Source organism: Paenibacillus sp. PvP094, from assembly GCF_040546835.1.
Classification (GTDB): Bacteria; Bacillota; Bacilli; order Paenibacillales; family Paenibacillaceae; genus Paenibacillus; species Paenibacillus illinoisensis.
The window spans coordinates 4,240,453-4,263,718 of record NZ_JBEPOM010000001.1 but is presented as its reverse complement, the minus strand read 5'-3'; the positions used below and the strand labels follow the sequence as shown (position 1 = coordinate 4,263,718).

At 48.0% G+C, this 23,266-nt stretch carries 28 protein-coding genes and 1 pseudogene; 6 read left to right on the top strand and 23 right to left on the bottom strand.

The features are described 5' to 3' along the window. Positions 1–74 precede the first annotated feature (74 nt). The 3 genes from ABIC22_RS19625 to ABIC22_RS19615 all read right to left on the bottom strand — a co-directional run bounded on the left by ABIC22_RS19625 (position 75) and on the right by ABIC22_RS19615 (position 2,408). On the bottom strand, positions 75–503 hold the full coding sequence (locus ABIC22_RS19625; protein ID WP_164764228.1) for a stage V sporulation protein AB: 429 nt from the start codon (positions 501–503) through the stop codon (positions 75–77). Beyond that, positions 484–1,140 (bottom strand): stage V sporulation protein AA, encoded by a 657-nt coding sequence (locus ABIC22_RS19620; RefSeq protein WP_153979220.1) that lies wholly within the window; start codon positions 1,138–1,140, stop codon positions 484–486. The genes ABIC22_RS19625 and ABIC22_RS19620 overlap by 20 nt, the downstream gene beginning before the upstream one ends. Before the next feature lie 356 nt (positions 1,141–1,496). Beyond that, entirely contained in the window at positions 1,497–2,408 is a 912-nt protein-coding gene (locus ABIC22_RS19615; protein WP_354483242.1) for a helix-turn-helix transcriptional regulator, read from the bottom strand. A 108-nt stretch (positions 2,409–2,516) separates the two neighbouring features. Here ABIC22_RS19615 and ABIC22_RS19610 point away from each other — a divergent pair. Next, positions 2,517–3,465 (top strand): annotated as a pseudogene (locus ABIC22_RS19610) (DMT family transporter). A 73-nt stretch (positions 3,466–3,538) separates the two neighbouring features. Here the strand turns inward: ABIC22_RS19610 and sigF are convergent. From sigF to ABIC22_RS19550, 12 genes are all read right to left on the bottom strand, one after another. Then, a complete protein-coding gene (gene sigF, locus ABIC22_RS19605) occupies positions 3,539–4,294 on the bottom strand; it encodes an RNA polymerase sporulation sigma factor SigF (protein WP_127537957.1) in 756 nt (251 codons plus the stop codon). A gap of 11 nt (positions 4,295–4,305) precedes the next feature. After that, complete coding sequence (gene spoIIAB / locus ABIC22_RS19600) at positions 4,306–4,761, bottom strand: anti-sigma F factor (protein ID WP_095290499.1); 456 nt, start codon at positions 4,759–4,761, stop codon at positions 4,306–4,308. Then, on the bottom strand, positions 4,758–5,111 hold the full coding sequence (spoIIAA, locus tag ABIC22_RS19595) for an anti-sigma F factor antagonist (protein ID WP_036663380.1): 354 nt from the start codon (positions 5,109–5,111) through the stop codon (positions 4,758–4,760). Before spoIIAA ends, spoIIAB begins: the two co-directional genes overlap by 4 nt. A 142-nt stretch (positions 5,112–5,253) precedes the next feature. Continuing rightward, positions 5,254–6,375 carry a D-alanyl-D-alanine carboxypeptidase family protein gene (locus ABIC22_RS19590; RefSeq protein ID WP_246058254.1) on the bottom strand — a complete coding sequence of 374 codons (1,122 nt, stop codon included), beginning with the start codon at positions 6,373–6,375 and terminating at the stop codon, positions 5,254–5,256. Between the two features lie 254 nt (positions 6,376–6,629). Continuing rightward, the gene (locus ABIC22_RS19585; protein WP_354483239.1) at positions 6,630–6,851 is read right to left on the bottom strand and encodes a hypothetical protein; all 222 of its coding nucleotides are present in this window, start codon (positions 6,849–6,851) and stop codon (positions 6,630–6,632) included. Between the two features lie 187 nt (positions 6,852–7,038). After that, a complete protein-coding gene (locus tag ABIC22_RS19580) occupies positions 7,039–7,863 on the bottom strand; it encodes a purine-nucleoside phosphorylase (protein ID WP_127537954.1) in 825 nt (274 codons plus the stop codon). A gap of 180 nt (positions 7,864–8,043) precedes the next feature. Continuing rightward, positions 8,044–8,934 carry a tyrosine recombinase gene (locus ABIC22_RS19575; RefSeq protein WP_127537953.1) on the bottom strand — a complete coding sequence of 297 codons (891 nt, stop codon included), beginning with the start codon at positions 8,932–8,934 and terminating at the stop codon, positions 8,044–8,046. A 74-nt stretch (positions 8,935–9,008) separates the two neighbouring features. Continuing rightward, entirely contained in the window at positions 9,009–9,251 is a 243-nt protein-coding gene (locus ABIC22_RS19570; protein WP_127537952.1) for a DUF4227 family protein, read from the bottom strand. Between the two features lie 167 nt (positions 9,252–9,418). Beyond that, positions 9,419–9,886 carry a ferric iron uptake transcriptional regulator gene (gene fur, locus ABIC22_RS19565; RefSeq protein WP_024630961.1) on the bottom strand — a complete coding sequence of 156 codons (468 nt, stop codon included), beginning with the start codon at positions 9,884–9,886 and terminating at the stop codon, positions 9,419–9,421. A gap of 108 nt (positions 9,887–9,994) precedes the next feature. Then, on the bottom strand, positions 9,995–10,624 hold the full coding sequence (gene spoIIM / locus ABIC22_RS19560) for a stage II sporulation protein M (protein ID WP_127537951.1): 630 nt from the start codon (positions 10,622–10,624) through the stop codon (positions 9,995–9,997). A gap of 134 nt (positions 10,625–10,758) precedes the next feature. After that, entirely contained in the window at positions 10,759–11,976 is a 1,218-nt protein-coding gene (locus ABIC22_RS19555; RefSeq protein WP_483312553.1) for an endonuclease Q family protein, read from the bottom strand. Continuing rightward, a complete protein-coding gene (locus ABIC22_RS19550) occupies positions 11,976–12,560 on the bottom strand; it encodes an NUDIX domain-containing protein (protein ID WP_354483234.1) in 585 nt (194 codons plus the stop codon). Before ABIC22_RS19550 ends, ABIC22_RS19555 begins: the two co-directional genes overlap by 1 nt. A gap of 120 nt (positions 12,561–12,680) precedes the next feature. Between ABIC22_RS19550 and ABIC22_RS19545 the strand changes: the two genes are divergently transcribed. Beyond that, positions 12,681–12,815 carry a Z-ring formation inhibitor MciZ gene (locus ABIC22_RS19545; protein ID WP_095290484.1) on the top strand — a complete coding sequence of 45 codons (135 nt, stop codon included), beginning with the start codon at positions 12,681–12,683 and terminating at the stop codon, positions 12,813–12,815. Positions 12,816–12,944: 129 nt separating this feature from the next. Here the strand turns inward: ABIC22_RS19545 and ABIC22_RS19540 are convergent, their stop codons facing one another. Further along, on the bottom strand, positions 12,945–14,078 hold the full coding sequence (locus ABIC22_RS19540) for a M20/M25/M40 family metallo-hydrolase (RefSeq protein WP_127537947.1): 1,134 nt from the start codon (positions 14,076–14,078) through the stop codon (positions 12,945–12,947). A gap of 85 nt (positions 14,079–14,163) precedes the next feature. Between ABIC22_RS19540 and prli42 the strand changes: the two genes are divergently transcribed. Next, positions 14,164–14,265, top strand: a complete 102-nt coding sequence (gene prli42, locus ABIC22_RS19535; RefSeq protein ID WP_095290480.1) for a stressosome-associated protein Prli42 — start codon at positions 14,164–14,166, stop codon at positions 14,263–14,265. 25 nt (positions 14,266–14,290) lie between these two features. On the opposite strand, the gene lipB is transcribed toward prli42, so the two are convergent. The 5 genes from lipB to lpdA all read right to left on the bottom strand — a co-directional run bounded on the left by lipB (position 14,291) and on the right by lpdA (position 20,174). Further along, positions 14,291–14,998, bottom strand: coding sequence for a lipoyl(octanoyl) transferase LipB (gene lipB, locus ABIC22_RS19530; protein ID WP_154895553.1), 708 nt, complete (start codon positions 14,996–14,998; stop codon positions 14,291–14,293). A gap of 117 nt (positions 14,999–15,115) precedes the next feature. After that, complete coding sequence (locus tag ABIC22_RS19525; protein WP_354483229.1) at positions 15,116–16,519, bottom strand: dihydrolipoamide acetyltransferase family protein; 1,404 nt, start codon at positions 16,517–16,519, stop codon at positions 15,116–15,118. 72 nt (positions 16,520–16,591) lie between these two features. Beyond that, on the bottom strand, positions 16,592–17,578 hold the full coding sequence (locus ABIC22_RS19520) for an alpha-ketoacid dehydrogenase subunit beta (protein WP_095290475.1): 987 nt from the start codon (positions 17,576–17,578) through the stop codon (positions 16,592–16,594). 2 nt (positions 17,579–17,580) lie between these two features. After that, complete coding sequence (locus tag ABIC22_RS19515; protein WP_095290473.1) at positions 17,581–18,609, bottom strand: thiamine pyrophosphate-dependent dehydrogenase E1 component subunit alpha; 1,029 nt, start codon at positions 18,607–18,609, stop codon at positions 17,581–17,583. 140 nt (positions 18,610–18,749) lie between these two features. After that, the gene (gene lpdA / locus ABIC22_RS19510) at positions 18,750–20,174 is read right to left on the bottom strand and encodes a dihydrolipoyl dehydrogenase (RefSeq protein ID WP_336780704.1); all 1,425 of its coding nucleotides are present in this window, start codon (positions 20,172–20,174) and stop codon (positions 18,750–18,752) included. A 230-nt stretch (positions 20,175–20,404) separates the two neighbouring features. Between lpdA and ABIC22_RS19505 the strand changes: the two genes are divergently transcribed. Both ABIC22_RS19505 and ABIC22_RS19500 read left to right on the top strand, forming a co-directional pair. Continuing rightward, on the top strand, positions 20,405–20,722 hold the full coding sequence (locus ABIC22_RS19505; RefSeq protein WP_095290469.1) for a DUF2627 domain-containing protein: 318 nt from the start codon (positions 20,405–20,407) through the stop codon (positions 20,720–20,722). A 155-nt stretch (positions 20,723–20,877) separates the two neighbouring features. After that, positions 20,878–21,225: a potassium channel family protein gene (locus ABIC22_RS19500; protein ID WP_354483224.1), complete on the top strand. Its 348-nt coding sequence runs from the start codon at positions 20,878–20,880 to the stop codon at positions 21,223–21,225. Between the two features lie 8 nt (positions 21,226–21,233). Here the strand turns inward: ABIC22_RS19500 and ABIC22_RS19495 are convergent, their stop codons facing one another. After that, on the bottom strand, positions 21,234–21,446 hold the full coding sequence (locus tag ABIC22_RS19495; protein WP_095290465.1) for a hypothetical protein: 213 nt from the start codon (positions 21,444–21,446) through the stop codon (positions 21,234–21,236). Between the two features lie 178 nt (positions 21,447–21,624). Between ABIC22_RS19495 and ABIC22_RS19490 the strand changes: the two genes are divergently transcribed. Then, positions 21,625–22,218, top strand: coding sequence for a thymidine kinase (locus tag ABIC22_RS19490; protein ID WP_095290464.1), 594 nt, complete (start codon positions 21,625–21,627; stop codon positions 22,216–22,218). A 179-nt stretch (positions 22,219–22,397) separates the two neighbouring features. Here ABIC22_RS19490 and ABIC22_RS19485 read toward each other — a convergent pair whose 3' ends face one another. Beyond that, positions 22,398–22,874, bottom strand: a complete 477-nt coding sequence (locus tag ABIC22_RS19485; protein ID WP_017687614.1) for a hypothetical protein — start codon at positions 22,872–22,874, stop codon at positions 22,398–22,400. Positions 22,875–23,266 lie beyond the last annotated feature (392 nt).

Below are 23,266 nucleotides of genomic sequence, written 5' to 3'. Positions count from 1 at the left end.
TACTCCCTCACCTGAACCATGTCCAGCACTGTCAGATCTCACATCCATTTTCTTTCCTCCTTCGATTCCTTGACCTAACGCTGATATACAAAAAAGTCAAACAAGGAACCTGTCATTTTTCCCAAAATCATGGCCAGCAGCAGTCCAAACAGATACGATTTCATGCCCAGACGTTTAGCAAGTACTGGCAGCACATTTAATACCTCGGTCAGTGCCGCGGCAAGCAGACCGATAAACACACCGCAAAAGCACCCAATTATTGGACTCAGGATCAATATTCCATGTACCTTCCAATGCCAGAAATCAGCAATGGTTCCAACGAGCGACCCTCCGATCAATGCTCCTTCATACCAATGCGTTTTGTCATAAGAACGGGTGAGCTGCGCCAATCTGGGGATCATATCAAGCACGAGTATGAGGGCGATCACGCCGCTTCCTACGGCAACTCCTCCCGCAATCCCAAGTACAATACTGATCGCTCCATTAAGAACGCTCATCGGCATTCATCTCCCCGCGTTCCTGCTCATGCATTCGTTCGGTTTCCTCAATGACGACAAACTTGTCTACATTTTGCTGATATAAAAACATTTCCACTTCAAGCGGAGTAGGTTCTTCATTCCACTTTTTCTTGAATAAATGATTAAAGAATACAGCCATACCAAACCCGATTCCGATGGAGTATGCCACCTGAAACAAATAAGGATGCTCGTCCCGGCGACCCGTTATCATTTCAACGATTCGAATCTGAACTTCCTGCATGTTCACATCTGCATGGAAATTCATGATGGTCAGTGCCGATCCAAAGAACAACAGCAGCCAGACCAGGATGAACAGCGATTTGGAAGGTTTGCCCGTTCCCGCAACGACCTCAACCAGCGTATGCCCCGAACCAATGAGTTCGACGGTAACTTCCGGCAGCATGCGCCGTATCTGAGGGATGATCTGCAAAATGTCAATCAGGATCAGATTGCCGTCCTCCGGTCCCGGGCGCAGCAGTTCAAGCTCAAGCAGCCTTCGTTCCCCATCTTCCGGAGAGGTTAACACATGAGCGATATCACCAAGCTTGACGCCTCTGCCCCTCTGGATGCGGATACGGCTGCGCAGACGAATATAGACCGTTGGAGTGGGTGTCAGAGACATCCGAAACACTCCTTTACTGCGTAATTTAGGTTAGTATTTGAAGAATGTGCAAATTTATTACATTCGGGTTGGAAAAAGGTCGTGGGACAAGCAGATGCTCCGGGATGGATCGGTCACTGACCGCTGTTATCCCCGGATTTCTTGATCACTCCTTTTCAAGGAGGAAATCCGGTGCTAAAGGCGAGCGCTTCGCTCCCTTGACCGAATCCATCCCTCCGCTGCACGTGTCCCCGCTTTCCAAAAGAATATAATAAATATGCTGGGAAGTGGCAGAAGGAAGGTGAACAAACAACCTATTCCACAACAAAAAAAGCCGCCATGTGGCGACTAGACTGGATAACCTGGCAGAAAGACGGTTAATCGATTCGTTCCTCTTGTTTCTTCTCGACGAGCTCTCTTCTGAATCGTAAAGGCGTCTTTTTCATGCTTTTCCGAAACTGGTTAATGTAATAGCTCGTGCTGTTAAAACCGACCTCATACGCGATTTCGGTGATGCTGCGGTCGGAGAGCCGCAGAAGTTCAATGCTTTTCTGGATCCTGTAATCCATAACATATTGCATGGGTGTAGTTCGCAGGATTTGCTTAAAATACCGACATGTCTCCGATCGGCTTAACTGTCCCATCCTTGCAATATCCTCCAACCTGACCGGATCGGCATAGTTCAGATGAATCCACTGCAGCATATCCTTCATTCTTCTGCTCCTGGTCATCTCGGATGCATCATGCTCCAACGCATATCCGTTCTTAATGAGAAGCGTCCACATATCCAGCAGCGCTGAAGCAACCTTCAATTCGTAATAGGGCGCTTGACTCACAAGCTCCGTTCTAATTAACCTGATGGCCTCCAAAATCCGTGCTCCCCAGGCAATGCCCCCATCTATATAGAGAAAAGGCAAATTGGTAGCCGTTATATAGGGGTGCACATACTTAACGTACAGATCTGAAGGCGCTGCAAGTTGGGGCGTCAAATTCAGACATAGATAGATGCAGTTATTGTTCCCTCCATGATCTTCGGCCATATGCAGAACTCCACTGTTAATAAAAATGCCATCACCTTTGGATACACGAATTATTTGGTCGTTAATATGGAACAACACTGTCCCTTGGAGAACCGCAACAAACTGCAATTCATCATGCCAGTGTAAGGGGATGTGTCCGTGTATATTATTCACAATGGTTGTTTCATAACAGGCAACAGGTAAAGTTTCGGTCCGATGCTTCGTCATTTCCTTCAAATTTTGATCAATGATAAATTCAGTCTTTTGCATAAGCCTCATCTCAATATATTTATATTTTTACGTGTAATATTGATATTAATATATCGCATTTCTCCTTAATATAGCACTATTCTTATATTTAAGGTGAGGCGATCAAGAGTGACAACATCTGCAAGTTCCAAGCTATCGGGTATCCTGCTCGTTCTAACAGGGGCCATCTGCTGGGGGATCGGAGGAACCGTATCCCAAAAACTGTTTCAACTGGATGGTATTGAAGTCAATTGGTATGTAACTGTTCGATTGCTGAGCGCGGGTACCCTGCTTCTGGTTATTCAATCTTTTACACACAGTAGAGTCTCAGATTATTGATGTATGGAGAAATAAAAAGACAGCTGTACAACTGATCCTATTTGGATTAGCAGGTATGCTCGCCGTACAGTATACGTATATGGCTTCCATTAAACACGGCAACTCCGCGGTTGCCACTCTCCTTCAGTACCTTTCCCCCATCATGATCATGATTTACATCGCACTGCGGAAGCAGTCGGCGCTCACGCGCAAGGACCTTGCATGCGGCATCCTCGCACTCCTGGGCTGTTTTCTACTGCTGACGAATGGCTCGGTTACGCAGTTATCTGTCTCCTGGCTTGCGGTGATCTGGGGGTTATTGTCCGGGGTAGCCGCTGCATTCTATACACTTTATGCTGTACAGCTGATTAAGAAATTTGACTCACTTGTTATCGTTGGCTGGGCCATGATTATTGGTGGTCTGGGCCTTAGTTTGATTCACCCGCCATGGAAAGCGAACTTTGCCAGCATCTCTACTGAAACATACGGGTATCTGGTATTTACGATTATCTTCGGGACGATGATTGCTTTTTGGTTCTACATTGCGAGTTTAAAAAGCCTTACACCCAAGGAGACCAGCCTGCTTGGAAGTGCTGAACCTCTGGCTGCCGTTGCTACAACCGTCGTATGGCTCCATGAACCCTTTGGTTTCTATCAATGGCTGGGTACAGCCTGTATTATCGGGTTGATTCTGGTCATGCAATACAATCGCTCAGGATCATCTAAACGGTCGAACGACAAACAACCTCACTCGCGTTAGGTGCGCGATGAAAGGTTGTTAGTTGTCGTATATTGGCGATTCGGTAACCGTGTTGGAGTCCGCACTCCACCATCTACTGCGCGATTTGATCGCGAATCGATTGTAGTATCTTTTTCTCCAGCCGGGAAACCTGAACTTGAGAAATCCCCAGCCTAGTAGCGACCTCCGACTGCGTCTGATCCCTGTAATACCGTAGATAAACGATCAGTCGTTCCCGCTCACTAAGGCCGCCGATCGCTTCATTGAGCGCCAGCTTATCAAACCAGCGTTCCTGAGATTCGTCGGCAATCTGGTCCATCAATGTAATCGGATCCCCGTCGTTCTCAAACACGGTCTCATGAATAGACGTCGGCGGTTTGTTCGCTTCCTGGGCAAAAACAACCTCCTCCGGGGTCACCCCCAGCTGTTCAGCCACTTCCTTGATCGTTGGCAGACGGTCAAGGTGTTTGGACAGTTCGTCCCTTTTTTTGCGGACTTTATTCGCCATTTCCTTCAGGGAACGACTAACCTTGAGGGTTCCGTCATCCCGCAGGAAACGTTGAATCTCTCCGATGATCATCGGTACCGCATAGGTAGAGAACTTCACATCATAACTAAGGTCGAATTTGTCCACCGATTTGAGCAGGCCGATACAACCAATCTGGAACAGATCCTCCGGTTCATATCCCCTGTTCATAAAGCGCTGGACGACCGACCAGACAAGTCTGATGTTGCAGTTCACCAGCGTATCCCGTGCGACATGGTCACCCGACTGACTGAGCGCAATCAGCCGTTTGACCTCGGCATCGTCCAAATAGGTCTGTGAAGATGGTTTCACTTCAGCATCCATTAGACCAACCCCTAATTATACATTGCTTTCTTGGATTCAATCCTCTTCTTCATCTTGATGGAGGTGCCTCTGCCGGGCTCGCTGCTGACTTCGAATTCATCCATGAAGTTTTCCATAATGGTGAAGCCCATGCCCGACCGCTCAAGTTCGGGTTTGGACGTATATAGCGGCTGTTTGGCCAGTTCCAGGTCTTCGATTCCTTCTCCGCGATCTTCCACAATAATTGTAATCATGTCTTCGCGAATTTGCGCCTGAATGGACACGACACCCTCGGGATTGTTGTTATACCCGTGGATGATACTGTTCGTCACGGCTTCCGAGACAACCGTCTTCAAATCGCTGAGCTCGTCCATTGTAGGATCAAGCTGGGAGATAAATGCCGCGACAGTCACCCTTGCGAACGATTCGTTCTCCGACTTGGCCGCAAATTGCAAATTCATGAAATTTGTTCCCGTACCTTCACTCATGAGACGACCTCCAGACCCGAGAGAGCTGTTCCCTCATTTTCGTAAATCGGCATGATCTTGAACAAACCCGACATTTCCAGCAAACGATAGACCGGCGGATTAACATCACATACAACCATCTTGCCGCCTTTATTTTTAATGAGTTTGTATCTGCCCAATATGACACCCAGACCCGAACTGTCCATGAATTGAAGATCTTTCAGGCTAAGCACCAGATGTTCACACTGTCTGCGTTGGATGGCCTCATCCATTTGCATTCGAACCATATCGGCTGTATGGTGATCCAGCTCCCCGGATAATCGCACAATCAGAATCCCGCGGTGATGTTCCATTTCCACATGCAAGTTCACGTTTGCTCACTCTCCTCCCAGTCTTGAACAAGGATTTCTACGTTTCCGAAGGCTTTTCCTGCCCCCCGACAAAACTAGAAGAAAACCCCTATTTAACTACAAAATACGTTCAAGGAATGTATGCAGAACGCGCAAATCGCGTTTAATCAAACAGGTTCGATGTTGTTCGTTTAAACAGCTTCCACCATCCAGCTTTATTCACATCCTGAGGGGCCTGGATATCGAACTCCTTGATGACCTCGTTTCCTTGGTACACGACAAGCTTGCCTACGCTCTGACCAGCCTTGACGGGTGCTTTCACTTCTTTTGCCATTAACAGCTCATGGCGGAACTCATCGGATTTGGCGCCTTTGCGCATCAGCACACTATAATTTTGCGTAGCCGTCAGCGGCAGCTCAGCGACTTCCCCTTTTTCAATTTTCAGACTGCCGAGCTGATCCCCTGCTTTGTACAAAGGTTTCATTGTGTATTGTCCGAACGCATAGTCGAACATCGAAGACACTTCAGCATTTCGAGTTTTCGTATTCGGTTCACCCAGCACTACTGCAACCGTACGCAGTCCGTCCTTCATAGCGGTAGCCGACAAGCAGAATTTGGCTTCTGATGTATAACCCGTTTTCAGACCGTCTGCGCCTGAGTAGAAACGGACCAGTTTATTGGTATTCACCAGCCAGAAGGGCTTTTCCGTATCTTTACGAAGGTAGTCCTGGTATGCTCCTGTGTATTTCGTAATGCCTGAATGTTTCAGCAGTTCACGGCTCATCAGCGCAATGTCATGTGCGGAAGAATAATGATTCTCCACTGGCAGTCCGTTACAATTGGCAAAGTGAGTATCTTTCATGCCGAGCTCTTTCGCCCGTTCATTCATCAGCTGTACAAAAGCTTCTTCTGATCCGGCAATTTTCTCTGCCATCGCAACAGATGCATCATTACCGGAAGCCATGGCGATTCCTTTCAACATGTCATCAACAGTCATCTCTTCGCCAGGTTCAAGGAAAATCTGTGAACCACCCATGGATGCAGCATATTCACTCGCTCTCACCTTATCCGTCAGCTTCAGCTTGCCAGAATCAATGGCTTCGATCGTCAGCAGCATGGTCATAATCTTTGTAATACTCGCCGGAGGCAGCTGATCATGACTGTTTTTCTCAAAAATAACCGTCCCCGTATCGGCATCCATCAAAATGGCAGAACGAGCTGACGGGGCAAGATCTGTCCCCCCTGCCGTTTTGGGTGCTTCTTCAGCCAGCACTGTTGATGCCATAAGGGGTAGCAAAATACATAGGGTCATGAACGATGCCATTATTCGTTTCTTCACTAGGGTTAACCTCCTCAAATGACTTGCTTACTGCATTCTCCATGCATGTACTGCTAATCATTGTCGGCGCGTTTACAGTAAATTATTCCATCCCATGAATGATTTCCCGAACTTTTTCTATTCTCAAACAAATGCACAAAAAAACGTGCCCCTACTGAAGAGAGAACACGTAAGCTACCCACTATAGTGTAGCGAGGGAATCATCCCCCGAAATCCCAGGAATAGATATTCCAGAAGATAAGAAACGAAGTTAATACGACAGATATACGAATGTTCCACTTTGTCGGAGAGGTATAGGTTTGATAGATCATGATTAAAACGATAATGATGCTGGCAGCCAAAAACGCAATATTCGTTTTAACAAAGAAAAGCAGCAGCAGCACTCCAATATGTATGACTCCGATAAGACGGTCAATATTCATATCAAACCTCCTTACATCACATATAGATCGTTATAACTCCACTGAATGATTTTTCCTTAGGCAGAACATTTTCATGTTACTCTTTCTATATTTTCTGAATTTCACTTTTTTGTAAAAAAAATAAAAAAAGACAACCTCTTGAATGATCCCAAGGACCACCATAGGTTGTCTTACTGAAGCTTACGTTTTACATTTGCGGAATGACGGCTAGAACAAGCGCAAGGAATGATTCACGAACACGCTCAGTCGTTTCCATGACCTCATCATGGGACAACGGCTGATCAAGAATTCCGGCTGCCATGTTACTGATGCAGGAAATGCCGAGCACTTCCAGACCCGCATGACGTGCCACAATAACCTCGGATACCGTAGACATCCCCACCGCGTCTGCACCCAGCGTACGCAGCATCACGATCTCAGCAGGTGTCTCATAGTTAGGACCCAGCAAGCCTGCGTATACACCTTCACGCACATTAAAACCTTGCGAAGCCGCTGTATCTTTCGCCAGCCCGCGCAGACGGCGGCTGTAGGCTTCAGATAGGTCAGGGAAGCGCACGCCCATAGCCGGGTCATTAGGCCCGATCAACGGATTTTTGCCTGTCATATTCAAGTGATCCGAGATCAGCATCAGATCGCCTGGCTCGTACGAAGTGTTCACACCGCCGGCCGCGTTGGTTACGAGCAGTGAAGATACACCCAGTTCTTTCATGACACGTACAGGAAACGCTGTAAGCTCGGGGCCATATCCTTCGTACATATGGAACCGGCCTTTCATCATAACAACCGGACGGCCTTTAATGGTGCCGACCAGCAATTCCCCTTCATGCCCTTCTACCGTGGAGACCGGGAAGTGAGGAATATCCTGATAGGCAATACTTACGCCATCTTCGATCAGATCGGCCAGAATGCCAAGACCCGAACCCAAAATCAAACCGACTTCCGGCTTGATGGAGCTTTTGCTTTGAATGTAAGAAGCAGCTTCCTGAATCATTTGTTGATTTAATGCTGTCATTTCAAATGTTCCCCCTTGAGTTGAAACTTCCGTCTATGTCAGCTAGATGCATCGTTCAGGTATATTCCTCCTGACCGATGCACTCGCTTATTTAACGGCGTTTAGATGTGTACAGTTTATTTTATCCTAAATCAGCTATATGTTCCGCATCTATTATTGAACTTTTAGCGTTAAAGCCAATTATTTTGCTCGCGGATGATGAGTTTCATAGATCTCCTTCATCGTTTTGCGGCCATGATTCCCATATTGTTGTCCTGCCTGCTCCACATGGCCCAGCATGTCCTGTACTGCACGAGTATCCGCCCCGCTAGCAATCAGGTGGGCCGCAAAGGAATGGCGCAGCGTGTGCGGCGTAATCTCTTCCGAAATCCCTGCATCCATCGCCGCTTTTTTGAGCAGCTTCCAGAAGCCCTGGCGGGTTAAACGTCTTCCGGACACGTTGACGAACAGGGCCTGCTCGTCCGAGTCTGTTTTGAGCAGGTGGTTACGAAAATCGTTAACATACACACTTGCCCAATGTGCTGCCGGTGCGCCAATCGGCAGAATCCGTTCTTTGCCTGCACCTCCGCAGCGAATAAAACGCATGCCAGGTTGAACATCCCGTATATCCAGTGCGATCAATTCCGAGACCCGAATACCGGTAGCATACAAAAGCTCAAGCATGGCACGATCACGCACCCCTTGGGCAGAGCGAGTATCGGGCGAGGCCAGAAGGAGTTCAATTTCATCCACCGTTAATACCTGTGGCGGCGTTTTGTCCGCTTTCGGAGCCTCGACATCAAACGTTGGGTCCTGCAGAATCTCGCCACGGCGCATTAAAAAATGAAAATAGGAACGCAAGGATACCACGCTGCGAGCAATGGTCGCATTGGCACGCCCCGCCTGCTTCAGCTTGCCGATAAACAAGATAACATGAGTACGACGCACCTGCCCTGCCTCACGAATACCGTATTCCTTATCTGCAAATTCGATGAACTTGTCCACGTCCCGAAGATACGACTCCAGCGTACTGCTTGACATCCCTTTATCTTCTTCCAAGTATAAGGCATAGGGGTGTATCGTCTGTCTCATGTACAACGCTCCTCATCTGACAGCATTGCCGAACTGGCAACCTGCTTCCGTATTTGCATCCCTGGCTGTCCGGACTACTCCCCATACCAATAAAACAAACGGAGTCTCTCCGCCAGCGTAAGACGTGCTTCTCCATTGCCTGGCCAAACCGTCTCCTGAAAGACTTTGACTGCATTTCCTGTGGGCATCTGATACTGATCCACAGGTGAGATCCAGCCGTTGAACAAATCCAGAACATGATAAAACAGATAAACCAATCCTGCAAAAACTATAATAAATCGTATAAAACGAAGCCCTTGGCGCAGTGAAATAATCATGGGTTGTCCCCCTCCTGGTTTGAATCCAATTCATCTAGAATCAGGGTATGACGACAAACGCAGGAATATGACATTTGAGATGACATCAGAGATAACCTCACATCATGTACTGGACCAAAAAAGCTCTCCCGTCAAAACCGCCGGTGAGAGCTTGAAGATATGCTATGTTATTCTTCATCTTTGGGCTTCTGGTCATTTTTAGCTTTGCAACGATAACAAATCCCATGAAAATCCAGTCGGTGATCTACTACCGAAAAGTTAAATTCCCGCTCCAGACGCTCTTCAAGCGGTCCAAGCCAGTCTTCACGTATTTCATCCATACTTCCGCATTGAACGCAAATTAAATGATGATGGTGATGCTTGGATGTATCTCCGCGCAGATCATAACGCGCTACACCGTCGCCGAAGTTGATTTTCTCTACAACATGCAGCTCACTCAGCAGTTCGAGGGTACGGTACACGGTTGCCAGACCGATTTCGGGAGCTTTTTCTTTAACGAGCATGAATACGTCTTCCGCACTCAGATGATCTTCTTCATTCTCAAGAAGTACTCTTACGGTGGCTTCCCGCTGGGGCGTTAATTTATAACCTTGGGACTGTAGTTGCTGCTTAATTTTATCGATCCGTGCTTCCATTTTCTCCCTCCCCCTAGGAAATCACTGCACACTGCAACTTAACCCACTTCTTTCATTATAGGGGGAGTGCGTAATTAAAGTCAACATTTTACACTGTCCGTTACGGCGCTACGCCGGGAGCAGCATTGGCGTTACCCAGCGCATCATCGCAGGTGTTACCCAAGTTTCAAAAGACGCGACGCCTAACAGCAGTCCAGCCATAACCAGTGTCAGCAGCACATAAGAGGCAAACGGCCTTTGTCCACCCGGCGCCCGCTGCATGAGTACACGATTCCGAATGATATATAAGGAAAAGGTCATGGCCGACACACTGCAGATCAGCAATACCGGAATGACGAACAAATTATGCGGCGCGACGGATACCAGGGCAAACAGCAGCCCTTTCCAGGAATACTGTCCGACGAGATATCCAACGGTAAATCCGATCAGCACTCCTTTTAGAAAATCCAAAACCAATATACCCGGCAATCCGATGACGGACAGGCCCAGTATCCAGATAAGTCCAACCCATTTCAGATGTAGTATCGCTATATCCCAATAGGTTCCGGATTCGACGATCTGCCCGCTGTGCTGGACTGTCATGAAAAAATTGCCCAGATAGCCCTCCAGATCCTGACGCTGTTCAAGAGACAGGGCATTAACCATCAAGGCGCCAAAAATGACACCGACCAGAAACAAGACAGCTACAAATACATATAACGAGGTTTGACCTTTGAACGTGAAGTAGGAAGAACGCATACAGGAACGGGTCCCCTTTCCGGTTATCATGCTGCAGGATCTCTAAGAAATCCACACAGTCATTCTATGAACCGAAGTACGTGGGTAATGACTCCTTGTCCCGATACGCGCCCTATCCTTCCCTTCTACCTGTCTTAGTCCGTTTCCTTACCAGAGACCTTGCCATAGGTTCCCCCGCCTCCGGATGACAACTCCAGTCGACCATTTCGAGCAGCAACGATAAGACTGGCCAGAACCGGTCCCACAACACTCGCAAGCTCCTCTTCACTTGTCCGATGAAGTACATTCATTTCGGTGCCAAAGTGTTCCAGAAGCTGACGCAGCTTTGCCTTGCCCAGTCCCGGGATAAACTCAAGCGGTACCTGATAGTGGTAAGGTGGCCTGAATTCTGGAACGTGAGGACTCTCCCGATCTGCTATGGCCAGTATACGATCCAGAACGCCCTGCACCAGCTTCGTACTGCCGCAATAGGGGCAGCGTTCCGCTGACATCGCCTGTTCATCCATGATGCTGCCACAGGCTGCGCAATACGTGCGGTGGTATTTGCCAAGCCTCGGGTTCAAGCCGTAATTGGCCTTCATACTTCTTCCAGCCTGCCCCTTCAATGCCATGCTGAATTCTTCAAATGAAGGATGGGCAATCTGCAGCTCATTATACTCGCGTCCGATTTTACCAAGGGAGTGTGCATCCGAATTGGTTAGAAAAGGGAGCTGGTCAAGCTCCTGAATGTAGCTGGCCATAGATGAGTCTGAGCTTAATCCCAGCTCCACCGCATCAATCAGGCTTGTATCCAGCACATCTGCCATACGCGGAGCCGTGCTGCCATAGATGCCTTTGTGAGGTGTAAAGGCATGTGCAGGCACGATGAGCCCGCCACGGGCTTTTATCTCGGCCTGCATTTCAAGGGATGAGACATATACCCGCTGTGAACTGAGATTCACATTTTTCATATAACGCTGCATCCACTCCGTAAATGACTTCATCGTTGTCAAATCACGAAAGTAGGCCAGCATGTGATATTCTCTCATCTCCGGTTCGCGCAGCTCGATTTCGGTACCGAGCAGAATCGTGGTGTCCTGGTAGGCAATGCCCCCATCCTTCAGCTCGGACATCGTACCAGTCTCAAGCAGCTGCTCGATATCCATCTGTACCACTGGTGAATGGCAGTCTATGACGCCGAGCAGATGAATTCCCTTGCGCTCTGACGCTTCACGGGCAATATTCTCGAAGGTCAAATCCCGGCTGCCACTGATTTTAACAGCTTCACCGCGGGACGTACGCCCAATGTGGATATGCAGGTCTGCGTAACAGGAATCCCACGTGTTAGACGTTGTCTGCTGATCTGCCATCATTAAAACCGCCCTGTTGTTCTGTACAGATCCCACGCATACACAGCCATCATCGTTTTGGCATCACTGATCCGGTTCTGATCCATGAGCTGATACGCTTCCTCAATCGTGATTTCAGATACTTCGAGAAATTCATCTTCATCCAGTGCCATGTCTCCAGCTTCGAGCTCCTCGGCAATGTACAAGTGAATGATCTCGTCTGCGAAACCAGGTGATGTATAGAATGAACGCAGATGACGCAGCGACTTGGCTGCATAGCCGGTTTCTTCCCGTAATTCACGAGCGGCCGCGGCCTCCGGCTCTTCTCCCGGATCAAGTTTGCCTGCAGGTATCTCAACTTCTGTACGCCCCATCGCCTGACGATACTGATCAACCACTAGCATGCGATCCCCGTTCAAGGCAAGTACTGCTACCGCACCGGGGTGACGGATAATCTCACGTGAAGCTGTCTGTCCATTAGGCAGCTTGACCGTATCGACCTGAAGAGAAATGACTTTTCCTTCAAAGATTGGCTTCGTCGAGACTGTTACTTCATCGAGCTTGGGATTAGACGGGTGGTTAGAGCCCGTTTTGTTGGTAGGATTCATATAGGATCAACTCCACTTTTTCAAGATTTTATATTCACAATACGTATAATCCCCCGTTTTTTGGCATATCGTGAGCCTATAGCCTTTCGAGAAATATAAAACAAATCAGGGGGATATCCAATGAACAGTTATGTGACATCTCAATCGGTACATGTGGTCGGACAAGCAAGGCAAGTCCAGCTTATACTCAAGCAATGGCTGCGTGAATGGGGTCCTGATGCCAAACTAAGTGAACTGATTGCGGGACGAAAGTAATCCTTGTTTACTTTCATTTCTCCCATGAAATATAACATGAATTCGCAAAAAGTCCGAATCCGATGCTAACCGGTTTCGGACTTTTACGTAGAAAGGTGCTTCCTTCCAAGTAAACACCTCAATATATGCTTACTTGCTGCCAGAAGCCGTCTCCTGAATGATGGCTACGACAACCTGGGACAGTTTAACGATATCTTCCGCACGAATGCGCTCTTTTGTCGTATGAATATCCTCATAACCTACCGCCAGATTGACGGTCGGAATGTTGAAGCCATTGAAGATGTTTGCATCACTGCCACCACCCGAAGCAAACGTACTTGTTTCCAGACCCAGGCCGCGAATCGCACGCTGCGCAAGCTGCACAATCTCATGCTCATCGTGGAACCCGAAGGCAGGATACAAAATCTCGCTGCGGAATTCGGCTGTGGCACCGTATTTGCGGCAGGTTGTTTCAAGAGCTTCACGCATCTGAGCAATTTGCTTTTCCACTTTTTCCTGTACGATACTGCGTGCTTCCGCTTCAATCTGTACAAAATCACACACAACGTTCAGTGCAGATCCGCCCTGAAACTTGCCAATATTGGCTGTGGTCTCATCATCAATCCGTCCCAGTGTCATTGCTGCAATGGCCTTCGCCGCCACTTGGATGGCACTGATGCCGTCTTCGGGGTTCACACCTGCATGTGCAGATTTCCCATAAATGTTCATCTGAATCTCGGCTCTCGCCGGGGCAGCCACACAAATTGTTCCCACTGCACCATTGGAATCAAGTGCATAACCGAATTCAGCCTCAATATTTTTTGGATTCATTGCACGGGCACCGACCAGACCGGATTCTTCGCCAACGGTAATGACGAACTGAATTTTCCCGTGTGGAACCTTGTTCTCCTGGATCGCCCGAATCGCTTCAAGCAGAGCAGCAATACCTGCCTTGTCGTCTGCTCCGAGGATCGTTGTTCCATCGCTGCGAATCCAACCATCTTCCCCAAGCTCGGGTTTAATTCCCTGTCCAGGAGTTACAGTATCCATGTGGCAGGTAAAAAAGATCGGCGCTGCCTCCGGTGCACCATCCGCTTCCCAGGTAACAATCAGGTTACCTGCTCCATGCCCGGTTTTCTCCATGGTGTCGTCCTCATATATGCTGAGACCCAGCTGGGTAAACTGCTCCTTCAATACGTTGGAGATGTTATGTTCATTCTTCGTTTCACTGTCGATCTGCACCAGTTCCATAAACTGATGTACAACACGTTCCTGTTTAATCATAGGACTTTCCTCCCTCTCATGGATACGGTACAATACAATTAATATGCTTGTTTATTTTTCATTTGTTGAAAGGAGTTCTCTCTTCATGCAAAAAAAGAAATGGTTCAAAATCGTGATCTATCTCATGCTGATTGCCATGATCGGGTCTACCCTTTTCATCGCTCTTGAACCTCTACTATTTGGATAGAATTTGAAGCCCTTGACTGTCTGAACTAGAGACGGACAATGGCTTCTTTTTCGGTTCTCCAAGTCATCTCATATGGAAAAATACGTCCGAAATAGGGGACAATCTGCTGGGCAACTTGCTCCACGGTGTAGGTTCTGCCGGTGATGTCCTCGAGAGAGGTTACGCCGTACTGCTCTATGCCACAAGGGATAATCCCCTGAAATCCTTCATCCTGAATACCTGAAGTAATATTAAAAGCAAAACCATGACTCGTCACGAATCCTCGCCGATGTTTACAACGGTTGAACTTTACCCCGATGGCAGCGATCTTCATATCTCCGATCCATACTCCGGTGTATGCCTCTTTCCGGCCTGCCTCAATTCCCTCATCTGCCAGGTAATCAATGATGACCTGCTCCAGATTGCGCAAATACCCATGTAAATCAAGAGCTTCATCACGGCCGAGAACGAGCAGCGGATAACCAACAAGCTGGCCTGGACCATGATATGTAATATCACCGCCACGATCAATTTGAAACAAGGTAATCCCCTTTGCCTCGAGCTCCTCCTTGCTGAGTAGCAGATGCTCCGGATGATTCTGAGATCCGATTGTATACGTGGGAGGATGCTGCAGCAGAAGCATCTGCTCGATTCCCTCACCTTCGTCCAGCTGCTGTACAATTGCTTTTTGGCGGTTCCAAGCCTGTTCATAATCAAGCATCGGTATGTATGTCACATCCAGCGGCTTGTTCATGATTTCCCCACACCCTTCCGCTTCATTGTCCAAACCATATTTGATCGTTTAACCGCAGACAGCGGGAAAAGTGCACGGCCTGTGGCACATACACTTTCCCTTGACAACTCTATTTCATTAATACACTTTTGTTTCCATATTATAACCTTCAAGGTTTTCCTTGACCCGCTGCAAGAACCGGCCGCAGATGACGCCATCCAGTATCCGATGATCCAGAGACAGACACAGGTTGGCCATCGAACGAACGGCAATCATGTCATTAATGACTACAGGCTTCTTCACGATCGACTCAAACGTGAGAATTGCCGCTTGTGGATAGTTAATAATCGGTTGCGAAAGAATTGAACCAAACGAACCGGTATTATTGACCGTAAACGTACCACCTTGCATATGATCCAGCTTCAGGGTACCTTCACGGGTTTTGCGTGCCAAATCATCGATTTCCCGGGCCAAACCTGCGATATTACGCTGATCCGCATGCTTGATCACAGGTGTCAGTACAGAGTCTTCCGTACCTACCGCCATGGACAAGTTAATATCCCGTTTAACGATAATTTTGTCGACAGCCCAAACCGAGTTCATGATCGGGTAATCCTTAATCGCATTTACAACACCCTTCATCATGAAGGAGAGGTACGTCAGATTAATGCCTTCTTTCCGCTTGAACTCATCCTTGAGCTTATTACGCAGCATGACCAGGTTGGTAACATCCACTTCAATCATGGTCCATGCGTGAGGGATCTCCGATACGCTCTGACGCATGTTCCGGGCAATGGCATTACGCACAGGAGTAACATCGATAAAATATTCCGATCCTCCCTGGCCGCCACCTTCTACTTCAATCTGCGGGATTTTCGGAGATTCCGTCAAATGAATCCCTGAATGTCTCACGGGAACGCCAGCATCCGGCGCAGAAACCGCTTCTCTTGCGGAGATTCCCGTTTCTGCACCGCTTTTGTTCAAACCGCTAAACGGTGAAGCAGATGGACTAGCTTCAGAGGAAAGTTGTGCTGACGGTATACTTGTTTGGCCACCTTGAGCGATAACAGCAAGCACATCCTTGCGTGTGATGCGTCCGCCTGCTCCTGTTCCTTGAATGGCCTGCAAGTTGAGACCATGTTCTGCTGCAAGTGACTGTACCGCAGGAGAGTAGCGATTACGCATAGGCTGATTGGGATCATGACCTGCTGGAGTCACTGATCCTTGCTGTGCATTGTTCTGCTGGGATACTTGTGTCACTTGCTCTGCCACTTGCTCATCATCTGCAGCTGCTACCTGCATCCGGCAGATGGCTTCACCAACAGCAATCGTCGTACCTTCTTCCACCAGAAGGTCGCCCATGATTCCATCAACTGTCGATGGAATCTCTGCATTGACCTTATCGGTGATTACTTCACAGATTGGCTCGTATTGTTCAACCCGGTCGCCCGGTTTTTTTAACCATTTTCCAATGGTAGCCGAGACCAGCGATTCTGCCAGCTGCGGCATAATGACCTCGATCCATTTCATACGTTCAGCCATTTGTTATATCACTCCAAACTTTGCTTTTAACCTTTTTTTCGAATAGATTGTCGAAACTTATGATCAACCGAATTAATACTCCGCGAGGGTGCGCATGGCTTCCTTCGCTTTATCCTTGCTAAGCATGTAGAATTTCTCCAGCGTCGGGCTGATTGGCATTGCCGGTACGTCAGGTCCGCAAAGACGCTGAATAGGTGCATCCAGATCGAACAGGCACTCTTCGCTGATAATAGCCGCAACTTCGGCACCAACACCACCTGTTTTGTTGTCCTCATGAACAATGAGCACCTTGCCTGTCTGACGAGCGGAAGCAATGATCGCTTCACGGTCAAGCGGCTGCAGTGTACGCAGATCCAGAACGTGGGAAGTAATCCCTTCTTCTCGTTCCAGTTCTTCCGCAGCCTGCATTACAAAATGCAGCGGCTGGCTGTACCCGATAACCGTGATATCCGCACCTTCGCGAAGCACATTTGCTTTGCCGATCGGAACGATGTAATCATCCTCTGGTACGTCTTCTTTAATCAGCTTGTAACACTTCTTATTTTCGAAGAACAGTACCGGATCCGGGTCGCGGACGGCAGCTTTGAGCAAACCTTTGGCGTCGTATGCCGAGTAAGGAGCGATGATTTTCAAACCAGGTGTACCAAAGAAAATGGATTCCGGACATTGTGAATGATACAATCCTCCGAAGATCCCTCCGCCAATCGGCGCACGGATAACAATCGGACAGCTCCAGTCATTGTTGGAACGATAGCGGATTTTGGCCGCTTCACTAATGATCTGATTGGTTGCCGGCAGCATAAAGTCTGAATATTGCATCTCCGCAATTGGCTTCATGCCATACATAGCCGCCCCAATGGCTACCCCTGCAATGGCCGATTCGGACAAAGGTGTATCCATCACACGCATCTCGCCGAATTGCTCTTGCAAGCCTTTGGTTGTGGTAAACACGCCGCCTTTGACACCGACGTCTTCACCCAGTACAAAGACATTCTCGTCTCGCTCCATCTCTTCTTTCATCGCAAGACGGATCGCATCAATATATTCCATAACCGCCATGATTACCGTCCCCCTTCTTCGCTGTCCGCATAAACGTGCGTAAGAGTGTCCTCAGGTTTCGGATATGGCGCGTTGTCTGCATATTCAGTCGCTTCTTTCATTTCCAGCGCGAGCTGGGAAGCCAGATCCGCATCCCGGGCTTCGTCCCAGATGCCACAATCAATCAAATAATTTTTCATCCGAAGAACGCCGTCCTTCTTCCAATTCTCGTCAACCTCTTCCTTGGTCCGGTAAGCCAGATCATTGTCGGAAGTGGAGTGAGGAGATAAACGGTACATCATGGCTTCAATCAGGGTAGGGCCTTCACCGGCAATGGCACGGCGGCGCGCTTCTTTGACGGCAGCATATACTTCAAGCGCATCATTGCCGTCAACCCGTAATCCAGGGAAGCCGTACCCCAGTGCGCGATCCGATATCTTGCCGCTAAGCTGCTTATGGACCGGAACCGAGATGGCGTACTGGTTGTTCTCACACATAATAATGACAGGCAGCTTGTGAACTCCAGCGAAGTTAGCTCCTTCGTGGAAGTCTCCCTGGTTGCTTGAGCCTTCACCAAACGTAACAAATGAAACAAATTCTTTTTTCTGCATTTTTGCTGCCAGTGCAAAACCTACGGCATGAGGTACTTGAGTAGTAACCGGGCTTGAGCCCGTAACAATTCGCAGCTTTTTATGACCAAAATGCCCTGGCATCTGACGGCCGCCGCTATTCGGATCTTCCGCCTTGGCAAATGCAGAGAGCATCAGCTCGCGAGGCGTCATGCCTACCGCCAATACGAAGCCGTAATCGCGGTAATAAGGTAAGTAATAATCGTGATCCCGGTCCAGTCCAAAAGCAGCACCCACTTGCGCAGCTTCCTGACCTACACCGGATACGTGAAAGTTAATTTTGCCGGCCCGCTGCAAGAGCAAGCAACGTTCATCGAACTTGCGTGCAAGCAGCATGTATTTGTACATGTCCAATACTTCTCCATCGCTAAGTCCCAGCTGTTCATGGCGGTGGACCGCATCTGCAGTACCTTGTGAACTCATATGAGGTACCTCCTTTTAATCAGAGCCTATGCCCGTCTTACAACCCGATCTTATAACCTGGTACTAAGACTTGGCTTAACCTTATTATAATCCCTTTTGCCCAAAAAAGGAAAGGACCTTTCTTATAAGCCTGTTCAGACTTACATTCCAATGGCCTTTCCGTCTACGGCCAACATCGCTTCACCCATAATTTCGGACAGGGAAGGATGGGGATGGATCGTCTGGCCTACTTCCCAAGGCGTCGCGTCCAGCATTTGTGCCAGTGAAGCCTCTGCAATCAGTTCCGTCACATGGGTACCAATCATATGTACACCCAATATATCATTCGTCTTGGCATCGGCGATTACCTTCACAAAACCATCCCGGTTTCCATGAACGAGCGATTTGCCAATCGCCTGAAATGGAAACTTGCCGGTCTTGACATCGAAGCCGCGCTCTTTTGCTTCACGTTCCGTAAACCCTATGCTTGCAGCTTCAGGACGAGTGTACACACACCGCGGAATACGATGGGATTCGACTGCATGAACGGTTTCACCTGCCAGATGATTCACGGCCAGAATGCCTTCATGACTCGCTGCATGCGCAAGCTGTAATCCGCCAATAACATCTCCAATGGCGTAAATATGCCCTTCACCGGTCTGCAGATGTTTATTTACCGCGATGAATCCACGATCCAGTTTGATATCCGTGTTTTCGAGTCCGATATTTTCAACATTAGCCTGCCGCCCGACGGATATCAGCATTTTGTCCGCACTGAGCGTCTCCTGCTGATCGTCATTAATCTGAACATCAATTCGAACGCCCTCTTGACCAGCCTCATAAGATTCTGGCATGATTTTAGCCTTTGTCAGGAAGCGTACTCCGCGTTTGCCGAGCAACCGCTGCATCTCCCTTGCCACGTCCTCGTCTTCTGCGGGTAATACATGATCGGCAGCCTCGACAACCGTAATGTCCACCCCGAAGTCATTCAGCATGGATGCCCATTCCAGCCCAATCACGCCACCACCAACGATGATGAGTGATGTTGGCAGTTCATCCATTCGCAGAGCTTCGTCACTGCTCATGATATACCGGCCATCCGGCTCCAGGCCCGGAAGTACGCGCGGACGTGACCCGGTAGCAATGATCAGATTGGTCGGCACAACCGTATCCATCTCCCCATCTTCAAACTCCACAGCTACCGCACCGCTCTGAGGTGAGAAAATGGATGGTCCGATGACACGGCCTTTGGCCTGTACGACCTGAATCTTATTTTTTTTCATCAAATATTGGACGCCCTGATGAAGCTGTTCTACAATGGCATCCTTACGGGCCTGTACTTTGGGAAAAACAAGGGTTGCTCCAGCTGTCTCAATTCCATACGATTCGCTCTCTTGAATCTCTGCGTATACTTCTGCACTTCTCAGCAGCGCCTTGCTGGGAATACATCCGCGATGCAGGCAGGTGCCCCCAAGCTTGTCCTTCTCGATAATGACGACCTGTTTGCCCAACTGGGCAGCACGAATCGCGGCAACGTAACCTCCGGTTCCTCCTCCGAGAATGGCAACATCACATGTAATTGGCATCTTTTATGTTCTCCTCTATCAATATGATTTCGTTATGAATGGAACGATGTTGATGATGATGAAAAGCCTTTTGCAGAACTTTACTATATTCCATTGTACTCCCCTTGGGCAGTCAACTCAAAGTTTGTCCTAACACATGGACAGCGTGCACAAACCAAGCTATGATGGAATCAGGCATGACCTGTAAGCGCAACCTTTATTTTACGTCGACATTTGGCAGAAGGGGTTAAATGGTGATGAATACTAGACTGGTCTTTGCACGGTTTTTGGCGATTTTGGTCTTGGTTATTCCTGGACTAATGGCCATGAAAGGTTTTTTGATGATGAAAGACGCCCTTTTCCTATATTATGCTGAGCACGGGAATGATCAGATCTCACCAGGATTCCAGTGGCTTTCCTTTGGAGGCGGGCTTCTCCTGTTTGCTGCAGGCATGAGTTTCTTGGGGGGCTGGATTTTGTTCCGTGACCGTAAACGTAATTATGTGGGTCCCCGTTTCCGTTCCAAAAACACAACCGAACAGGCAGAGACACCCGGCAAGCTTTCATAAGTCCGGGCTTTTTGCTGTTCTCCCCAGCTTTATCATTCATGCAGAATCAGGTATAATGCTTATTTATTCACATGGATGTCTCAGCATCATCCCGCACGTAACTAGAAGAAAATGATGCGAATGATCGACATCAAAAAAAGACAGGATGGTTTAACATGATATCGTTTCTCATGACGCTGCAAAGATTGCTCAAGGGCATTTTCCACGCGTTCAAGGACCCCAAGTTTCTCGCACTCTTTATCTTGACTGCAGCAACACTGCTGTCAGGAACGTTGTTCTATACCCGTGTGGAAGGGCTGCACTGGATCGATGCGCTTTATTTCTGTGCCGTGACTCTGACGACGGTGGGGCATCCTGAATTTGTGCCTACCACCGGATTCAGCAAAGCATTTACCGTGATCTACATGTATGCCGGCATTGGCCTTACCTTTGCCATGATTGCCAGAATTACAGCAGGTATTCTATTTCCTCGCAAAATGCAGACAGAAGAGAACCCGGAGTGATCTCCGGGTTATTCGTATAATGCATCCCTCAGCTTTGTTGACATGCGGGACTCTTTGGAAGAAGACTTCAGAATGGTTCTGCGCAGGGTTAAATTGCTGGCCTGCAGCCGCTCTATTTCCGCAAACAGATCGGCAATCAGTGCCTCCGCGCCTTCATGAAGGACAGCCTGTCCCTTTAATTCCTCATACCGCTGCTGCATTTCATTTATCGCTTCATTCACTTGTAAAACACCTCTTTTCCAATACTACAGCTTCACAACTGCCGTTACCAACAGTGTAATAATCCATATAGTAACACAAAGCAGCTTGGATTAGTTCTAGCTCTGAACGGAGATTTTGTGGTACTCTGTAATGGTCGCTTTTTTTGTTGAATCCGTATGTGAGAGGAGTAGCAGCACCGTGCAAACAGGACGTATTACCGTAATTACTGGACCCATGTTCAGTGAAAAATCCGGTGAACTCATTCGCCGTTGTCAGAAATTGATTCAATTTGGCCGTAAAAAGGTCGTTGCTTACAAACCAGCCGAAGATGATCGGTTTGCTCAGGACGAGATTGTCAGCCGAATCGGATATCGCCTTCCCGCCCATTCCATCCCCCGGCAATTAACTCCGGAATCCGTGGAGATGATTCTTGCCCAGACCAAAGATGCTGATGTGGTTGCCTTTGATGAAGTGCAATTTTTCAGCAGTGCTATTATGGACCTGGTCTCCGAGCTTGCCTATTGCGGCAAACACGTGATTGTAGATGGTCTTAATATGGATTATCGAGGCAAGGAATTCGGATATATTGGGGGTCTGCTCGCCATGGCCGATGACATTGAGAAACTCTCCGCATTCTGTGCGGTTTGCGGAAGCCCTGATGCTGCCTTCACTCAACGTATTGTGAATGGAGAGCCAGTCACTCTTGGTCCGGTTGTCATGATTGGCGATTCGGAAGCCTACGAACCACGCTGCCGCTGCTGTTTCATTCCTCCTCACAAAGTAGAATGCTAGTTCAGCTTTTATTATATATTCGGCAGGTTCTCTGAGACAGAACTCTGAGTCAGACCTGCCTGTTCTTAAAAAGCCCTGAAGGGCTTTTTTTGCTTAACCACTGCATTCGCTCTACCCGGTTCAACATTCATTACAAAAAAGCACCGCTTCAAAGCGGTGCTCTAATTCGTAGTCTCCCACTAGTCGCGGGAAACAAAATATTTGTTGGTCATGTAGTATGCGTCACCGCGGGACGTTTCCACCATTCCTTTTTTGGCGTCCAGAAATACAATCTCTTTACACTTCGTACAATACCATTTGGTTCGCTTATACGGAGATTCCGTTACATATGCCGTACCGCATTTGCAATCAATTTTCATCAATAGCTCGGTTGATTTATATGCACTGGACAAGCGTTCCAGATTATCCTGCTGCTGTGTGGGCATGATGGTCTGTTGATAATCGGATAAATGATTTTGAACTTTGAAATCTGCCACGAGGCCTGCATTCAATCCAAAGAACTCTTTCCCAATCTCGGTCACGAAGCGCTTCTCATTTCTGTAGCAATCCAGCCACTCAATAATCTGCTTATTAGACAGTGGAACCGTACCCTTGATACCGCTGTTTAAGGTGTAGGTCATGATGTATAAAGTATCGTCTTGTCTACCTGAGTACATTAGAATCCTCCTTCGAATACATTTGCTAATGTACTACAAAAATGCTCATAAATCAAAGCAATGTTATTTCCTGAGCATGATTCTTCCTATTAAATGGGGTACATTCCACGTTCATCCGCCAACAGCTTACAGGAACTGCATACACCTGCAACATTTCCCTGAGGCGCTGCATAATGAACTACTGATTCAACTTTTTTCTTGCAAATGGAGCAGTAGTGCCTCCTTTCTTTTTTAGGTGTGTAGTCCGATAGCTTCACTACGTTTTGTTTGCGTCTGAATCCGTGTAAGAAGCCCAGCCATTTCATCTCACTCTCACTCTTTCTCTAGACTAAATTGCAGCCATTCTTCATCGTTCTCCGGTCAAATTGAACTTGCCGGTATTATGTATACAA